The sequence below is a fragment of the Pseudomonas sp. 8(2025) genome (assembly GCF_052665325.1).
In genome coordinates, this window is the sequence record NZ_JBQOIE010000014.1 from 163,720 (window position 1) to 180,671 (window position 16,952).

A 16,952-nucleotide genomic window follows, 5' to 3' on the forward strand; every position below is an offset into this window, starting at 1 on the left:
TGGCTAGGGTGGTGTCGGCTCGGCTTTGTCGAGTTTGACCTCGAAGCCGTATTCGACGGCATTGAGTTCGCTGCGCTCGTAGCTTTCCAGTTGGCTGGGCTGGCCGTAGAAGTAATGCACGTCGAACAGCGCGGGCCCGTTGTTCGAGGCGCCGTGGCTGACGGCAAGGATCTCCTTCAGGTACTGGCCACTGTCGTCCTTGGCATAGAAGCGCCAGGCATCCGCGGGAAAGAGCTTCTGGTCGACTATCAGGGCATTGCCCTTGAGCTCCAGGCCCTTGGGCAGTTGCTGGGCACTGATGGTCTTTTTCTCGATGTTGGCGAGAAACAGCGGGATAGAGCCGACGGCATAGGCCGGGGTTTCCGGGAACAGGTTCAGGTCATAGGTGATGACGCCACGCATGGGGTCGATTTCAAAGGCCTCGTCCGGCAGTTCGATCGGTTCGCCACGCTGGCCCTTGTCGTCCTGAGTGAAGAAGGTCAGCGGGGTGTCGCCGGCATTGAACTCCGAGCCCAGCAGTTCGTCGTTGAAGGTCCGCGGATGGCTGAACTCAATGCGTGCCGCACTGGCATCTTCCACCGATTGGCTGATGGTCACGGACTTTTTCAATGAGTCCTCATCAAGCTCCGCGCCCTTGAGGTAGCTGGCGGCCTGATCGTCATAGACCACCACCGGCATCGGCAGTGGCTGGATGTTCTTGTCGGTGGTGAGCCGATCGAAGCGGTGTACCGGCAGGTCGAGGTCCTTGCGGGTCACGCTGGCCTGAGCGAAGTCGAGTACGGCGACCTCCAGCTTGTCGATCTGGCCGTTGAAATACACCTTGGCGTAATGCTGGGTGTGCTGCTGGTCGAAGGCTTTCTGCTCATCCTCCAGTTGCTTCTCGAAGGCCTCGCTCCAGCTCTTCTGCTTCTGCATCTCGGCCAGTTGCTGGCGGTAAAAGGCGACCTGCTGGGCGCTCTCATTGATCGAGCCCGACCGAGAGAGGATTTGCCCGCTGCTGTCCCGAGCCTGCGCCAGCAAGGGGTTGAGGGAGGCGTCGTCGGCTTCCTCAGGCAGGGCTGCGTTATTGCTCAGTTCGATCTCGGCGACATTCTTTTCCAGCGCCAGCAAGGTCAGGCTGATGTTGCCGTCCTGGCGTGGCTTGCCGATGTCGGCCCGGGTCAGTTCGAAGGTCAGGGTGCGGCCGGGAGCTATCACTTCCAGCTTGCCCTGCAGCGAGACCGGCTGCGGCTGGTTCTTGTTGTCCACTTCCAGGCCCTCGATGAAGGGATAGGTCACGGTCAGGTCATCCGGGTTGGTCAGGTTGGAACTGGACGGGCTGAGTTGAATCCCCGGGTCGGTTTCCGACCATTCGGGCTGAAAGGGGATGACCTTCTTGTTGCTCAGGGTGACGGACTGCCACTCCAGGCCATGGGGAAAGGGGAACTGCGCGGGCATGTTGAAGCTGAAGGGGAACACCGGCTGCAGGTCGGTCAGGTAGTCCGAGCTGGAGGGCTTGCGCAGCACGAACAGGCCATTGACGTAGGTGTCCACCAGCGCCTGGGCCGTGGGGTAGTGCTTGAGCAGGGCCAGGCTGTCGTCACCGTATTCGGTTTCGATCGGCTTGCTGTCGAGCTTGATCTGCGCACGCTCCAGCAGCAGCAGTGAGCCGCCGAGGTCGGCGATGGCGTCCTTGAGCTTGGGGTCCTGGATGGCGTCCAGGGATTTTTCAAACTGTGCGGTCCTCTCTTCGAGGCTGGCCTGCTTCTTTTCGTCGCTGGGTGAACAGCCGCCGCTGATCAGCAGCGCCAGACCAAGGCCGAAGCTGGCCAAAGGCAATCGCAAATCCATTTTCCAGTCTTCCTGTCCAGTGTCGGTGGGCGGTGGCAATGGCTTCGACACTAGCAGAAAAAACGTTTGGAAAAACCCGTGGGGCAGGGGATTGTCTGTGGTTTATGGGCTTTTGGCGCGCTGATATACTCGCCGCCGTTTTTACACCGGGTACGAGATTCAATGGAACGTTTTATCGAAAATGCAATGTATGCCTCACGCTGGCTGCTGGCGCCGATCTACTTCGGATTGTCCCTGGGCCTGCTGGCACTGGCATTGAAGTTTTTCCAGGAAGTCTTCCACGTTATTCCCAATGTGTTCTCCATGGCCGAGTCCGACCTGATCCTGGTGCTGCTGTCGCTGATCGACATGGCGCTGGTGGGTGGCCTGCTGGTGATGGTGATGATTTCCGGCTACGAAAATTTCGTGTCGCAGCTGGACATCGATGAGGACAAGGAAAAGCTCAGCTGGCTGGGCAAGATGGATTCTTCGTCGCTGAAGATGAAAGTGGCGGCGTCCATCGTCGCGATCTCCTCGATCCACCTGCTGCGGGTGTTCATGGACGCCAAGAACACCCCCACCGAGTACCTGCTGTGGTACGTGGTGATCCACATGACCTTCGTGATCTCGGCATTTGCCATGGGGTACCTGGACAAGCTGACCAAGCACTGACCGCCCCCTGCCCACCGGACACCTGCCGCCCGGCCGTTGCGAAACGGACGGGCGGCGTTGTTTATGGCTTGTGCTTTTTCCGGGCGGGGCATATGCCTGTAGGGGTCATGGCTTTCAATTGCACGAGGTGCGCTCATGAACCTGCAGGAAATGAATGCCTACGCCATTGCCGGAAAAGTCGATGAGTTGAACCTGATTTCGCTGGAAGGCGGAATCTACCTGCTTGAGGCGCGCATGCACGGGGCTGCATACCCGTTGAGCGACGCCCATGGGCAGATGTTTCATCTGCGTTCGGTGGAGCATGCCCGTGAAGTGCTGCAGTCGTTTCCCAAGCTGCCGTTCAACCTGATCCACACCTCGGTGCATGACGAGATGTGCGGGTTGTCTGCCAGCGCCGAGGAAAGCCTCAAGGTGCCAATCACCCTGCACTCCGGCTGGTAGCGCCGGGGTTGCGCTGATTGTCGCCGGACTTCTGTGCTAGTCTGCTCGCCCTTTTGGTTCCGGGCGCTCCGGAAGGTGCTGTGTTTCCACGGCCTTTCCCGAGCCGTCCGCACAGCGGAGCAGTGTCATGTCCGAAGTAAATCTGTCCACCGACGAAACCCGCGTCAGCTACGGCATCGGCCGTCAGCTGGGCGACCAACTGCGTGACAACCCGCCACCGGGCGTGAGCCTGGATGCAATCCTGGCTGGTCTGACCGACGCTTTCGCCGGTAAGCCGAGCCGTGTGGGTCAGGAAGAAATGTCTGCCAGCTTCAAAGTCATCCGCGAAATCATGCAGGCTGAAGCCGCTGCCAAGGCTGAAGCGGCTGCCGGTGCCGGTCTGGCATTCCTGGCGGAAAACGCCAAGCGTGAAGGCATCACCACCCTGGCTTCCGGCCTGCAGTTCGAAGTGCTGACCCAGGGCGAAGGCGCCAAGCCATCCCGTGAAGACAGCGTTCGCACTCACTACCACGGCACCCTGATCGACGGCACTGTGTTCGACAGCTCCTACGAGCGCGGCCAGCCTGCCGAATTCCCGGTTGGCGGCGTGATCGCTGGCTGGACCGAAGCGCTGCAACTGATGAACGCCGGTAGCAAATGGCGTCTGTACGTGCCGAGCGAACTGGCTTACGGCGCACAAGGCGTGGGCAGCATCCCGCCGCACAGCGTCCTGGTGTTCGACGTCGAGCTGCTGGACGTTCTGTAACCCCTGTAGGAGCCAGCTTGCTGGCGATGAAGGCTGCGCACTCGCGGTCTGCTCATCGCCGGCAAGCTTGCCCCTTGATCGGCTTAGGTTTCATAGACGGATTTTTGCGCTCAGGCTTTGACCATCGGTACCGGTCGGCCGCAAGGCTCTGGCGTAGCAGAACAAAAACAGGTTGCGCACCAATTCCTTGAGTACCAGCGGTTCGCTGGAGCTCAGGCCGTTCAGGTCCAGATCTCCCTGGTCCTGCAGCTCGTTCAGGGCTTCCTCTTCCAGTACCGCACAGACTTCCCCGGTTTCCCGATGCAGGATTCGCAGGTAAGGGTGTGGGCGGTCCAGCCAGGCATCAATCAAATAAGTCATGGTCGTCATCTCCTTGAATGGGGTTCAATGAGAATAATTCTTATTCAATGAATAGCAAGTGCCTATTGGCGGTTTCTGCTTTTTTCTGTGCAGAAATTGTTTTCGATCAAATCGACTGGCTTTCTGTTAGCAAGGTTGTGGGTTGACCGAGCGGGGAGGGGCGTAGGGGGGGACCCTCTCGCGGCGGGCGCGAGAGGGGGGGATTCAGACCTTGCGGACGAACTCGGACTTGAGTTTCATCGGGCCGATACCGTCGATCTTGCAGTCGATGTCATGGTCGCCATCGCACAGGCGGATGTTCTTGACCTTGGTGCCGACCTTGACCACCAGCGAGGTGCCCTTGACCTTGAGGTCCTTGATCACGGTAATGGTGTCGCCGTCTTGCAGCACGTTGCCCACCGAATCTTTCTTCACGGCTTCATCGGATACGGCTTCGGCTTCACCGCTGGCGGACCACTCGTGGGCGCACTCAGGGCAGATCAGCTGGGTGCCGTCCTCGTAGGTGTATTCGGAATTGCATTTTGGGCAGGGTGGCAAAGTGCTCACTTAAGCTCCTCAAAGTCAGGATGGCTAAAAAGCGCACATTGTATAGGGTTTTGTGGGCGAGAGGGGGCGAAGGGGGGGAGGGCAACGAGTCGGCTCCTGTGATGAGCAGGAGCCGGGCTGTTTAGTGGGTGCGGGCGACGGCGAATTCGCTCAGTTCCACCAGGGCATCGCGGTACTCGCTCGGTGGCAGGGCTTCCAGGCAAGTGATGGCGCGCGCAACGTAATCGCGGGCCAGTTGTGCGGTGTAGTCCAGGGAACCCGAGGCCTCGACGGCGGCACGGATGCTTTCCAGATCTTCGATGCCGCCTTTCTGGATCGCCTGGCGAACCAGGGCTGCCTGCTCCGGTGTGCCTTCGCGCATGGTGTAGATCAGCGGCAGCGTCGGCTTGCCTTCTGCCAGATCGTCACCGACGTTCTTGCCCAGGGTCTCGGCATCGCCGCGGTAGTCCAGCAGGTCGTCCACCAGTTGGAAGGCCACGCCCAGATGGTCGCCAAAGGTGCGCAGGGCCTCGGCCTGTTCCTCGGTGGCGCCGGCCAGTGCGGCGGCGCTGTGGGTCGAGGCTTCGAAGAGCATCGCGGTCTTGCCGCGGATGACTTCCATGTAGGTTTCTTCGGTGGTGCTGGCGTCACGCACCTTGGAGAGCTGCAGGACTTCGCCTTCAGCGATGATCCGGGTGGCCTGGGACAGGATGCGCATGACCGGCATCGAGCCGAGCTCGACCATCATTTCGAACGAGCGCGAGTACAGGAAGTCGCCCACCAGTACGCTGGGAGCGTTGCCCCACATGGCGTTGGCGGTTGAACGGCCACGGCGCATGCCGGACATGTCGACCACGTCGTCATGCAGCAGAGTGGCGGTGTGCAGGAATTCGATGGTGGCGGCCAGCAGGCGCAGGTCGTCGCCTTCGCGGCCCAGGGCCTTGCCGCACAGCAGCACCAATAAAGGACGCAGGCGCTTGCCTCCGGCCGAGGTGATGTAATCGCCGATTTTGGAAACCAGCGGAACTCGGGAGGTCAGCTGTTTCTTGATGATGCCGTCGACGGCGCTAAAATCGTCCGCCACCGCGCGGTAGAAAGCTTGGGGTTGCATCAGCGACAGGTGCTCCAGAAGGGTTGCGCGGCATGCTAGGACCCACGTCCGCGGGTGTCAAGGCGCGGTCCCGCACGGCTAAAGCCCCGACGGGCTGTAATTTGTCAGGGTAAAACACTGGGGTATAGTCGCGTGCTGCCATTAAACCCTGGTTTCAGGGGGTTAGGTCCCCGGCGCCAGGGCTGGCAGCGTTGTCCGACGTGGCCTGAACGGCACTTGCAAGGCCATTGAGCCTTGCGTACAATCGCGCACCCTGAACTTCCTGGGCAGCACCTGCCTTACGCAATTGCACTTGGGCCGTTCCAGCCCCATGCAGCCATGCCAGCCAATACCTCTTCTTATAAAGAGCTGGGTGAGCAGGATTATCGGAGAAATACCATGTACGCAGTAATCGTTACCGGCGGTAAGCAATACAAGGTCGCTGAAGGTGAATACCTGAAGATCGAAAAACTGGAAGTCGCTACTGGCGAATCCGTGACTTTTGACCGCGTTCTGTTGGTCGCCAACGGCGACGACGTGAACATCGGCGCACCTGTTGTTGCTGGCGCAACCGTCAAGGCTGAAGTGATCTCCCAAGGTCGTCACGATAAAGTCCGCATCATCAAGTTCCGTCGCCGTAAGCACCACATGAAGCGTATGGGCCACCGCCAGTGGTTCACCGAGATCAAAATCACCGGTATTCAGGCTTAATTTCAGCCTAATTCCTCACTAGGAGAATTGAACTCATGGCACACAAAAAAGCTGGTGGTAGTACCCGTAACGGTCGCGACTCAGAAGCCAAACGCCTTGGCGTGAAGATGTATGGCGGCCAGGTCATCAAGGCCGGCAACATCATCGTGCGTCAGCGCGGCACCCAATTCCACGCTGGCTACGGCGTTGGCATGGGTAAAGATCACACCCTGTTCGCGAAAATCGAAGGCGTGATCAAGTTTGAAGTAAAAGGCGCCTTCGGTCGTCGTTACGTGAGCGTCGTCGCAGCTTAATTGCGCGATCGCTGGAAAAGCCCTGTCTCGCGACGGGGCTTTTTCGTTTGTGGGATGAGTCTCTTGCAAAACTGTTTGTACGAGCTGCCAGCGTTGGATGTTTCGGTCGTTGATTGAGGTCGCTGCGCTCATTTTTGCAAGAGTCTTATGTCTTAGTGCTTTTCAGCTCGCCCGTGTGGCGAGAGGCGTTTGAACATGAAGTTTGTTGATGAAGTATCGATTCGAGTAAAGGCTGGCGACGGCGGCAATGGTTGCATGAGTTTCCGTCGGGAAAAGTTCATCGAGAACGGTGGTCCCAACGGTGGTGATGGTGGTGATGGCGGCTCGATCTACATGGTCGCCGACGAAAACCTCAATACCCTGGTGGACTACCGCTACACCCGGCACTTCGATGCCGAGCGCGGCTCCAACGGCGGCAGTACCGACTGTACCGGCAAGAAGGGTGAGGATCTGGAGCTGCGGGTTCCGGTCGGTACCACGATCATTGATGCGGGCACTCAGGAAGTCATTGGCGACCTGACCAAGGCTGGCCAGCGGTTGATGGTGGTGCAGGGCGGCTGGCACGGTTTGGGCAACACCCGTTTCAAGTCCAGTACCAACCGTGCGCCGCGCCAGACCACTCCGGGCAAGCCGGGTGAGCAGCGTGATCTCAAGCTGGAGCTGAAGGTGTTGGCGGACGTGGGTCTGCTGGGCTTGCCGAATGCGGGCAAAAGTACCTTTATCCGCTCGGTGTCCGCGGCCAAGCCGAAGGTGGCCGATTACCCGTTCACCACCCTGGTGCCGAACCTGGGTGTGGTCAGCGTCGATCGCTGGAAGAGCTTCGTGATCGCCGATATTCCGGGTCTGATCGAGGGTGCTTCCGATGGTGCCGGCCTGGGGATTCGCTTCCTCAAGCACCTGGCGCGTACGCGCATCCTGCTGCACCTGGTGGACATGGCGCCGCTGGATGAAAGCAGCCCGGCGGATGCGGCAGAGGTGATTGTCAATGAGTTGATGAAGTTCAGCCCGTCCCTGGCCGAGCGCGAGCGCTGGCTGGTGCTGAACAAGTCCGATCAGATCCTCGAGGAAGAGCGTGAAGAGCGGGTCAAGGAAATCGTTGATCGCCTGGAGTGGACGGGGCCGGTATACGTGATCTCGGCCATCTCCAAGGATGGTACCGAGCGCCTGAGCCGCGACATCATGCGTTACCTGGAGGATCGTGCCGATCGCCTGGCAGCCGACCCTGCCTATGCCGACGAGTTGGCTGAGCTGGATCAGCGCATCGAAGACGAGGCGCGTGCCCAGTTGCAAGCCCTCGACGATCAGCGTGCTCTGCGCCGCAGTGGCGTGAAGAGCGTCCATGACATCGGTGACGATGACTGGGATGAAGAAGACGTTGACGATGAAGATGGTCCGGAAATCATTTACGTCCGCGACTGATTCGGCAGAAGCGGGCTTGCCCCGCGAAGACGGTTTATCTGGCAGGGTGCGGTGTTATCATCGCTGCCAAGCCAGCTTCCAAGGCGCCGCTCATTTGAGCGGCGTTTTGGTGTCTGCAGGATACAAATACGAATAACCCCATGAGTGGCGCTCGGTCGCGTCGCTCGCTGGCAAAGGTTGAATAAGATGCGGAGCAAGGTGACAGGTGCGCAGCGCTGGGTCGTTAAGATCGGCAGTGCGCTGCTGACGGCGGACGGCAAGGGGCTGGATCGCACGGCAATGGGTGTGTGGGTGGAGCAGATGGTGGCCTTGCATGAGGCCGGCGTCGAGCTGGTACTGGTTTCCTCCGGTGCTGTAGCGGCCGGCATGAGCCGCCTGGGCTGGACCGCACGACCGAGTGCGATGCATGAGTTGCAGGCCGCTGCGGCCATCGGCCAGATGGGGCTGGTGCAGGCCTGGGAGTCGAGCTTTGCCGAGCATGGCCGGCATACTGCACAGATTCTCCTGACCCATGACGACCTCTCCGATCGCAAGCGCTACCTCAATGCTCGCAGTACCTTGCGTGCCCTGGTGGAGCTCAAGGTGATCCCGGTGATCAACGAGAACGACACCGTGGTGACCGACGAGATCCGCTTTGGCGACAACGATACTCTGGCGGCGCTGGTGGCCAACCTGGTTGAGGCTGATCTGCTGGTGATTCTTACCGACCGTGACGGCATGTTCGATGCCGACCCGCGTAACAATCCTGATGCCCAGCTGATCTATGAGGCGCGGGCCGACGACCCGGCGCTGGATGCGGTGGCCGGTGGTACGGGCGGTGCGCTGGGGCGTGGCGGCATGCAGACCAAGTTGCGTGCGGCGCGGCTGGCTGCGCGTTCCGGGGCGCATACGATCATCGTTGGTGGGCGTCTGGATCGCGTGCTGGACCGCCTCAAGGCTGGCGAGCGCATCGGCACCTTGCTGTCGCCGGAGCGCGGCATGCTGGCGGCGCGCAAGCAGTGGCTGGCCGGGCATCTGCAGACCCGCGGCACCCTGGTGCTGGATGAGGGGGCGGTGTCGGCTCTGTCCCAGGGTAACAAGAGCCTGTTGCCGGTGGGGGTCAAGCAGGTCCTGGGTGGTTTCCGGCGTGGTGAGATGGTGGTGTGCGTAGCGCCGGATGGTCGTGAGATTGCTCGTGGCCTGGCCAACTACAGTGCGCTTGAGGCGCAGAAGATCATTGGTCAGCCGTCCGACGCTATTGTCGGTGTCCTGGGGTATATGGCGGAGCCTGAACTGGTACACCGCGATAACCTGATTCTGGTGTAAGTGGCGTAAGGAAAAGCGTATGCGCGTAGCAAAAGGATTGTTGGGCTTGCTCTTGGCGATGCCGTTCATGGCTTCGGCCGAGGAGATTGGCCAGGTGTCCACGGTGTTCAAGTTTGTCGGGCCGAATGACCGGATCGTGGTCGAGGCGTTCGATGATCCCAAGGTCGATGGGGTGACGTGCTATCTGTCGCGAGCCAAGACGGGTGGGCTCAAGGGTGGCCTGGGCCTGGCGGAAGATCGTGCGGAAGCCTCCATTGCCTGTCGTCAGGTGGGGCCTATTGCGTTCAAGGGTGAGCTCAAGGATGGCGACGAGGTATTCAAGGAGCGCACCTCGCTGGTATTCAAGACCATGCAGGTGGTGCGTTTCCTGGATAAGAAGCGCAATACCCTGGTGTACCTGGTCTACAGCGATCGCCTGATCGAGGGTAGTCCGCAGAATGCGGTGACGGCTATCCCGATTCTGCCCTGGCCGCACCCGTAACGGAGTTTCTCCTGGCATGCTGGCCCTCTGTTGAAGGCGGGGCTGGTTTGCCGGGTGGGTAAATCGCGGGCAATAAAAAACCGACCCTTGGGTCGGTTTTTTAACAAGCGTGTCGCTTAGGCTGCAGCAGCAAGGTTCAGAGCCTTGATGTGGCCATTCAGACGACCTTTATGGCGAGCAGCCTTGTTCTTGTGGATGATGCCTTTATCGGCCATGCGGTCGATAACTGGCACAGCCAGAACATAAGCAGCTTGCGCTTTTTCAGCGTCTTTTGCGTCGATGGCTTTAACTACATTCTTGATGTAGGTACGAACCATGGAACGCAGGCTGGCGTTGTGGCTGCGACGCTTCTCAGCCTGTTTTGCACGTTTTTTGGCGGAAGGTGAGTTGGCCACCGTCGAGCTCCTCGAAAGACTTTTTGGGAAATAGCAAACAAAATAGGCCGCGAATCATGCCGATGAGTTGAAGTCTTGTCAAGGGCGGGTGATGCGTTCCGCTGAGTGGTCGATCTGAAGAGGCGGGATATTTATTTCCGGCGCTTGACCTGTAAACTCGCGAGCTTTGGCTCTGTGCTGTTGCGGCGCGGAGTATCGCATAAGTGGGTGTCTTTTCGCCTGCTGTTTATCTACAAGGCGCAAAACCTTTTCATGAACCTGCTCAAGTCGTTGGCCGCCGTCAGCTCTATCACGATGCTTTCCCGGATACTGGGGTTTGTGCGTGACACCATCATCGCGCGCACTTTCGGTGCCGGGATGGCCACCGATGCCTTCTTCATTGCCTTCAAGCTGCCCAACCTGCTGCGGCGCATCTTTGCCGAAGGAGCGTTCTCCCAGGCGTTCGTGCCGATCCTGGCGGAATACAAGAGCCAGCAGGGGGAAGAGGCGACCCGTACCTTCATTGCCTATGTCTCGGGTCTGCTGACCCTGGTCCTGGCGCTGGTGACGGCTTTGGGCATCATCGCCGCGCCCTGGGTGATCTGGGCCACGGCACCGGGGTTCGTCGACTCTCCGGAAAAGTTCGCCCTGACCTCTGACCTGTTGCGGGTGACCTTTCCTTATATATTGCTGATCTCGCTGTCGTCTCTGGCCGGGGCAATCCTCAATACCTGGAATCGTTTCTCGGTGCCGGCCTTCGTGCCGACCCTGCTCAACGTCAGCATGATCATTTTTGCGGTGTTTCTGACGCCGTATTTCGATCCGCCAGTGATGGCTCTGGGCTGGGCGGTGCTGGCTGGTGGCCTGGCGCAGTTGCTGTATCAGCTGCCGCACCTGAAGAAGATCGGCATGCTGGTGCTGCCACGCCTGAACCTGCGGGATACCGGGGTCTGGCGGGTGATGAAGCAGATGCTGCCGGCGATTCTCGGGGTTTCGGTGAGCCAGATCTCGTTGATCATCAACACCATCTTCGCCTCTTTCCTGGTAGCCGGTTCGGTGTCGTGGATGTATTACGCCGACCGCCTGATGGAGCTGCCGTCCGGTGTGCTGGGGGTGGCGCTGGGCACCATTCTTCTGCCGACCCTGGCCAAGACCTACGCCAGCAAGGACCGCCACGAGTATTCGCGGATTCTCGATTGGGGCCTGCGCCTGTGTTTCATCCTGGTGCTGCCGTGCTCCCTGGCCCTGGGTATCCTCGCCGAGCCGCTGACCGTGTCACTGTTCCAATACGGTGAGTTCAGTGCCTTCGATGCGTCCATGACCCAGCGTGCGCTGGTGGCTTATGCCGTGGGTTTGCTGGGGATCATCGTGATCAAGGTGCTGGCGCCGGGCTTCTATGCGCAGCAGAACATTCGTACACCGGTGAAAATCGCCATCTTTACGCTGATCGTCACCCAACTGCTGAACCTGGCCTTTATCGGCCCCCTGAAACACGCGGGCCTGGCCCTGGCCATCAGCGCCGGGGCCTGTATCAACGCCGGACTGCTGTTCTACCAGTTGCGCAAGCAGCAGATGTTCCAGCCGCTGCCGGGGTGGGGGCGGTTCACCTTGAAGTTGCTGTTGGCGGTCGCGGTCATGTCCGCGGTGTTGCTGGGCCTGATGCATTTCATGCCGGCCTGGGATCAAGGCCACATGCTCCAGCGGTTCCTGCGCCTGGGCGTGCTGGTGGTGGCTGGGGTGGTGGCATATTTCGGCATGCTGGCGCTGCTGGGCTTCCGTTTGCGCGACTTCAATCGCAAGGCCTTGAACTGACGGCTGTTTAGTCGCCAGGGCAGGGCAGGCATCGGTTTTGTCGGATCAACCACATTGGGTGCGGTGCTGCCTGTCGTCGGCCGCCGGGTGTGGTTATAATCGACCACTTTATGAGCAAGAAGCGCGTTATGCAGCTGGTTCGAGGCCTCCACAATCTGCGCCCCCAGCATCGGGGCTGCGTCGCCACTATTGGCAACTTTGACGGTGTTCACCGTGGTCACCAGGCTATCCTGGGCCGGCTGCGCGAACGTGCGCTCGAGTTGGGCGTGCCCAGCTGCGTGGTGATTTTCGAGCCCCAGCCGCGGGAATTCTTTGCCCCCGAGACGGCTCCGGCGCGTCTGGCCCGCCTGCGGGACAAGCTGCAGTTGCTGGCTGACGCCGGTGTCGACCGGGTGCTGTGCCTGGCCTTCAACCAGCGCCTGAGCAAACTCAGCGCCAGCGAGTTCGTCGAGCGAATCCTGGTGGATGGCCTGGGTGTACAGCACCTGGAAGTGGGTGATGACTTCCGCTTCGGTTGCGACCGGGTCGGTGATTTTGACTTCCTGCAGCAGGCCGGAGCCACCCACGGCTTTACCGTGGAGGCGGCGCAGACCGTCGAGCTCGACGGCCTGCGGGTGAGTAGTACCCAGGTTCGCAATGCCCTGGCCGCCGCCGATTTCGATCTGGCCGAGCGCCTGCTGGGTCGCCCGTACCGCATTGCCGGGCGGGTGTTGCACGGCCAGAAACTGGCGCGCCAGTTGGGTACGCCCACTGCCAATGTGCAGTTGAAGCGCCGTCGCGTGCCGCTTTCCGGGGTGTACCTGGTGAGTGTCGATCTCGATGGCAGGACCTGGCCCGGCGTCGCCAATATCGGCGTGCGGCCCACGGTTGCAGGTGATGGCAAGGCCCACCTGGAAGTACATCTTTTAGATTTTGCCGGCGATCTGTATGACCGGCGTTTGACGGTGGTTTTCCACCACAAGCTGCGTGAAGAGCAGCGTTTCGCCTCCCTGGAGGCGTTGAAGACGGCGATCAATGCGGATGTTGCCGCCGCCCGTGCCCAAGTGGCACGTATCCATAGCGCCAATCGCTAATGAAGAGCCTTAAATGACCGACTATAAAGCCACGTTAAACCTTCCGGACACCGCCTTCCCAATGAAGGCCGGCCTGCCTCAGCGCGAACCACAGATTCTGCAGCGTTGGGACAGCATTGGCCTGTACGGAAAGTTGCGCGAGATTGGCAAGGATCGTCCCAAGTTCGTACTGCACGACGGTCCTCCCTATGCCAACGGCTCGATTCACATCGGTCATGCGGTCAACAAGATTCTCAAGGACATGATCATCCGCTCGAAAACCCTGGCGGGTTTCGACGCGCCTTACGTTCCTGGCTGGGACTGCCACGGTCTGCCGATCGAGCACAAGGTCGAGGTGACCCACGGCAAGAACCTGTCCTCGGACCAGACCCGCGAGCTGTGCCGCGCCTACGCTTCCGAGCAGATCGAAGGGCAGAAGGCCGAGTTCATCCGCCTGGGTGTGCTGGGCGACTGGGCCAATCCCTACAAGACCATGAACTTCGCCAACGAGGCCGGCGAGATCCGTGCCCTGGCGGAAATGGTCAAGGGCGGCTTCGTGTTCAAGGGCCTGAAGCCGGTGAACTGGTGCTTCGACTGCGGCTCGGCCCTGGCTGAAGCAGAAGTCGAGTATCAGGACAAGAAGTCCGCGACCATCGACGTGGCCTTCCCGGTCGCCGACGAAGCCAAGCTGGCCGGCGCCTTCGGCCTGGCCAAGCTGGCCAAGCCTGCTGCCATCGTGATCTGGACCACCACCCCCTGGACCATCCCGGCCAACCAGGCGCTGAACGTACACCCTGAGTTCAACTATGCCCTGGTCGACACCGGCGAACGCCTGCTGGTGCTGGCCGAAGAGCTGGTGGAATCCTGCCTGGCCCGCTACAACCTGGAAGGCTCGGTGATTGCCACGGCTCCAGGTTCGGCCCTGGAACTGATCAATTTCCGTCATCCGTTCTACGATCGTCTGTCGCCGGTGTATCTGGCCGAATACGTGGAGCTGGGTGCCGGCACTGGCGTGGTTCACTCGGCCCCGGCCTATGGTGAAGACGACTTCGTGACCTGCAAGCGTTATGGCATGGTCAACGACGACATCCTCAATCCGGTGCAGAGCAACGGTGTCTACGCGACATCGCTGGAGTTCTTCGGCGGCCAGTTCATCTGGAAGGCCAACCCGGCCATTGTCGACAAGCTGAGCGAAGTCGGTGCGCTGCTGCACACCGAAACCATCAGCCACAGCTACATGCACTGCTGGCGCCACAAGACCCCGCTGATCTATCGCGCCACCGCGCAGTGGTTCGTCGGCATGGACAAGCAGCCGGAAGCCGGCGACACCCTGCGCCAACGCGCCCTGCAAGCCATCGAAGACACCCAGTTCGTACCGGCCTGGGGCCAGGCACGCCTGCACTCGATGATCGCCAACCGCCCGGACTGGTGCATCTCCCGCCAGCGCAACTGGGGTGTGCCGATCCCGTTCTTCCTGAACAAGGAAAGCGGCGACCTGCACCCGCGCACTGTCGAGCTGATGGAGGAAGTGGCCCAGCGCGTCGAGCAGGAAGGCATCGAGGCCTGGTTCAAGATGGACGCCGCTGAGCTGCTGGGCGACGAAGCCGCCCAGTACGACAAGATCAGCGACACCCTGGACGTCTGGTTCGACTCCGGCACCACTCACTGGCACGTGCTGCGCGGTTCGCACCCCATGGGCCACGAAAGCGGTCCGCGGGCCGACCTGTACCTGGAGGGCTCCGACCAGCACCGTGGCTGGTTCCACTCGTCCCTGCTCACCGGTTGCGCCATCGACAACCACGCGCCGTACCGCGAACTGTTGACCCACGGCTTCACCGTGGACGAGAACGGCCGCAAGATGTCCAAGTCCCTGGGCAACGTGATCGCGCCACAGAAGGTCAACGACACCCTGGGTGCCGACATCATGCGCCTGTGGGTCTCGGCCACCGACTACTCCGGCGAGATGGCGGTTTCCGATCAGATCCTGCAGCGCAGCGCCGACGCCTACCGGCGGATCCGCAACACTGCGCGTTTCCTGCTTTCCAACCTGAGCGGCTTCAACCCGGCCACCGACCTGCTGCCGGCCGAAGACATGCTGGCCCTGGACCGTTGGGCCGTGGACCGTACCTTGTTGCTGCAGCGCGAGCTGGAGCTGCACTACGGCGAATACCGCTTCTGGAACGTCTACTCCAAGGTGCACAACTTCTGCGTGCAGGAGTTGGGCGGCTTCTACCTCGACATCATCAAGGACCGCCAGTACACCACCGGCGCCAACAGCAAGGCGCGCCGCTCGGCGCAGACCGCGCTGTACCACATCTCCGAAGCGCTGGTGCGCTGGATCGCACCGATCCTGGCCTTCACCGCCGATGAGCTGTGGGAATACCTGCCGGGCGAGCGTAACGAATCCGTGATGCTCAACACCTGGTACGAAGGCCTGAGCGAATTGCCCGCTGACTTCGAACTGGGCCGCGAGTACTGGGAAGGCGTGATGGCCGTCAAGGTTGCGGTGAACAAGGAGCTGGAAGTTCAGCGCGCGGCCAAGGCCGTCGGTGGCAACCTGCAAGCCGAAGTCACCCTGTTTGCCGAGGATGGCCTGGCCGCTGACCTGGCCAAGCTGAGCAACGAACTGCGTTTCGTGCTGATCACTTCGACCGCCAGCCTGGCCCCGTTTGCCCAGGCACCAGCGGACGCCGTGGCCACCGAAGTACCGGGCCTCAAGCTCAAAGTCGTCAAGTCGGCCTTCCCCAAGTGCGCTCGTTGCTGGCACTGCCGTGAAGACGTCGGCGTGTACCCTGAGCACCCGGAAATCTGCGGTCGTTGTGTAGACAATATCAGCGGAGCAGGCGAGGTCCGTCACTATGCCTAACGCCGCAGGCCGTTTCGGCCGTCTGGGCTGGCTGTGGTTGAGCGTGCTGGTCCTGGTCATCGACCAGGTCAGCAAGCTGCACTTCGAAAGTTCGCTGAGCATGTACCAGCAGATCGTGGTGATCCCGGATTACTTCAGCTGGACCCTGGCCTACAACACTGGCGCCGCCTTCAGCTTCCTCGCTGACGGCTCCGGCTGGCAGCGCTGGCTGTTCGCCCTGATCGCGATTGCGGTCAGTGCAGTGCTGGTGGTCTGGCTCAAGCGTCTGGGGCGCAATGAAACCTGGCTGGCCATCGCTCTGGCGCTGGTGCTGGGCGGGGCCCTGGGTAACCTGTACGACCGCATCGCCCTGGGCCATGTGATCGATTTCATCCTGGTGCACTGGCAGAACCGCTGGTACTTCCCGGCATTCAACTTCGCCGACAGTGCTATTACCGTTGGCGCGGTGATGCTGGCCCTGGATATGTTCAAGAGCAAGAAAACCGGAGAAGCCGTTCATGACTGAACAGGTATTGACTGAACAACGCATCGGTCAGAACACGGAAGTCACTTTGCATTTCGCATTGCGCCTGGAGAACGGCGACACCGTAGACAGCACGTTCGACAAGGCCCCGGCGACCTTCAAGGTCGGCGATGGCAACCTGCTGCCAGGGTTCGAAGCGGCGCTGTTCGGCTTCAAGGCCGGCGACAAGCGCAACCTGACCATCGAACCGGAAAACGCCTTCGGCCAGCCCAACCCGCAGAACGTGCAGGTCATCCCGCGTTCGCAGTTCCAGGACATGGAGCTTTCGGAAGGCTTGCTGGTGATCTTCAACGATGCGGCGAACACCGAGTTGCCAGGTGTGGTCAAAACTTTCGATGACGCGCAGGTGACCATCGATTTCAACCACCCGCTGGCCGGCAAGACCTTGACCTTCGACGTTGAAATCATCGACGTCAAAGCGCTTTAAAAGCATCGCCGGCATGCCGTCTTCTATTATCCAGGAGCCGGCTGCCG

At 60.6% G+C, this 16,952-nt stretch carries 18 protein-coding genes; 13 read left to right on the plus strand and 5 right to left on the minus strand.

Annotated elements, in window-relative coordinates:
* Positions 1-3: 3 nt before the first annotated feature.
* Positions 4-1,830 carry a hypothetical protein gene (locus ACUXVH_RS24550; protein WP_065363652.1) on the minus strand — a complete coding sequence of 609 codons (1,827 nt, stop codon included), beginning with the start codon at positions 1,828-1,830 and terminating at the stop codon, positions 4-6.
* Positions 1,831-1,992: 162 nt separating this feature from the next.
* On the opposite strand from ACUXVH_RS24550, the gene ACUXVH_RS24555 reads away from it, so the two are divergent.
* From ACUXVH_RS24555 to ACUXVH_RS24565, 3 genes are all read left to right on the plus strand, one after another.
* Positions 1,993-2,481, plus strand: coding sequence for a TIGR00645 family protein (locus ACUXVH_RS24555; protein ID WP_015637095.1), 489 nt, complete (start codon positions 1,993-1,995; stop codon positions 2,479-2,481).
* A gap of 135 nt (positions 2,482-2,616) precedes the next feature.
* Entirely contained in the window at positions 2,617-2,922 is a 306-nt protein-coding gene (locus ACUXVH_RS24560; RefSeq protein ID WP_011063559.1) for a DUF6482 family protein, read from the plus strand.
* 127 nt (positions 2,923-3,049) lie between these two features.
* Positions 3,050-3,667, plus strand: a complete 618-nt coding sequence (locus ACUXVH_RS24565) for an FKBP-type peptidyl-prolyl cis-trans isomerase (protein WP_007924751.1) — start codon at positions 3,050-3,052, stop codon at positions 3,665-3,667.
* A gap of 90 nt (positions 3,668-3,757) precedes the next feature.
* On the opposite strand, the gene ACUXVH_RS24570 is transcribed toward ACUXVH_RS24565, so the two are convergent.
* From ACUXVH_RS24570 to ACUXVH_RS24580, 3 genes are all read right to left on the minus strand, one after another.
* A complete protein-coding gene (locus tag ACUXVH_RS24570; RefSeq protein WP_015637094.1) occupies positions 3,758-4,027 on the minus strand; it encodes a PA4570 family protein in 270 nt (89 codons plus the stop codon).
* Positions 4,028-4,231: 204 nt separating this feature from the next.
* The gene (locus ACUXVH_RS24575; protein WP_011063557.1) at positions 4,232-4,573 is read right to left on the minus strand and encodes a zinc ribbon domain-containing protein YjdM; all 342 of its coding nucleotides are present in this window, start codon (positions 4,571-4,573) and stop codon (positions 4,232-4,234) included.
* 121 nt (positions 4,574-4,694) lie between these two features.
* Complete coding sequence (locus ACUXVH_RS24580) at positions 4,695-5,663, minus strand: polyprenyl synthetase family protein (protein ID WP_011063556.1); 969 nt, start codon at positions 5,661-5,663, stop codon at positions 4,695-4,697.
* Positions 5,664-6,041: 378 nt separating this feature from the next.
* On the opposite strand from ACUXVH_RS24580, the gene rplU reads away from it, so the two are divergent.
* The 5 genes from rplU (at position 6,042) to ACUXVH_RS24605 (ending at position 9,851) form a co-directional block, all read left to right on the plus strand.
* Complete coding sequence (rplU, locus tag ACUXVH_RS24585; RefSeq protein WP_003228361.1) at positions 6,042-6,353, plus strand: 50S ribosomal protein L21; 312 nt, start codon at positions 6,042-6,044, stop codon at positions 6,351-6,353.
* Between the two features lie 35 nt (positions 6,354-6,388).
* Entirely contained in the window at positions 6,389-6,646 is a 258-nt protein-coding gene (gene rpmA / locus ACUXVH_RS24590) for a 50S ribosomal protein L27 (RefSeq protein ID WP_003228360.1), read from the plus strand.
* A 195-nt stretch (positions 6,647-6,841) separates the two neighbouring features.
* Positions 6,842-8,065: an Obg family GTPase CgtA gene (gene cgtA / locus ACUXVH_RS24595; protein WP_011063554.1), complete on the plus strand. Its 1,224-nt coding sequence runs from the start codon at positions 6,842-6,844 to the stop codon at positions 8,063-8,065.
* 186 nt (positions 8,066-8,251) lie between these two features.
* The gene (gene proB, locus ACUXVH_RS24600) at positions 8,252-9,370 is read left to right on the plus strand and encodes a glutamate 5-kinase (RefSeq protein WP_065363653.1); all 1,119 of its coding nucleotides are present in this window, start codon (positions 8,252-8,254) and stop codon (positions 9,368-9,370) included.
* A gap of 19 nt (positions 9,371-9,389) precedes the next feature.
* The gene (locus ACUXVH_RS24605; RefSeq protein WP_011063552.1) at positions 9,390-9,851 is read left to right on the plus strand and encodes a CreA family protein; all 462 of its coding nucleotides are present in this window, start codon (positions 9,390-9,392) and stop codon (positions 9,849-9,851) included.
* Positions 9,852-9,967: 116 nt separating this feature from the next.
* Here the strand turns inward: ACUXVH_RS24605 and rpsT are convergent, their stop codons facing one another.
* Positions 9,968-10,246, minus strand: a complete 279-nt coding sequence (gene rpsT / locus ACUXVH_RS24610; RefSeq protein ID WP_007924739.1) for a 30S ribosomal protein S20 — start codon at positions 10,244-10,246, stop codon at positions 9,968-9,970.
* 252 nt (positions 10,247-10,498) lie between these two features.
* On the opposite strand from rpsT, the gene murJ reads away from it, so the two are divergent.
* The 5 genes from murJ (at position 10,499) to fkpB (ending at position 16,905) form a co-directional block, all read left to right on the plus strand.
* On the plus strand, positions 10,499-12,037 hold the full coding sequence (gene murJ / locus ACUXVH_RS24615; protein WP_011063551.1) for a murein biosynthesis integral membrane protein MurJ: 1,539 nt from the start codon (positions 10,499-10,501) through the stop codon (positions 12,035-12,037).
* A gap of 128 nt (positions 12,038-12,165) precedes the next feature.
* Positions 12,166-13,110: a bifunctional riboflavin kinase/FAD synthetase gene (gene ribF, locus ACUXVH_RS24620; RefSeq protein ID WP_065363654.1), complete on the plus strand. Its 945-nt coding sequence runs from the start codon at positions 12,166-12,168 to the stop codon at positions 13,108-13,110.
* Between the two features lie 13 nt (positions 13,111-13,123).
* Complete coding sequence (ileS, locus tag ACUXVH_RS24625) at positions 13,124-15,955, plus strand: isoleucine--tRNA ligase (RefSeq protein WP_065363655.1); 2,832 nt, start codon at positions 13,124-13,126, stop codon at positions 15,953-15,955.
* Complete coding sequence (gene lspA / locus ACUXVH_RS24630; protein ID WP_011063548.1) at positions 15,948-16,460, plus strand: signal peptidase II; 513 nt, start codon at positions 15,948-15,950, stop codon at positions 16,458-16,460. Before ileS ends, lspA begins: the two co-directional genes overlap by 8 nt.
* Positions 16,453-16,905 carry an FKBP-type peptidyl-prolyl cis-trans isomerase gene (gene fkpB, locus ACUXVH_RS24635; protein WP_011063547.1) on the plus strand — a complete coding sequence of 151 codons (453 nt, stop codon included), beginning with the start codon at positions 16,453-16,455 and terminating at the stop codon, positions 16,903-16,905. The genes lspA and fkpB overlap by 8 nt, the downstream gene beginning before the upstream one ends.
* Positions 16,906-16,952: the final 47 nt, after the last annotated feature.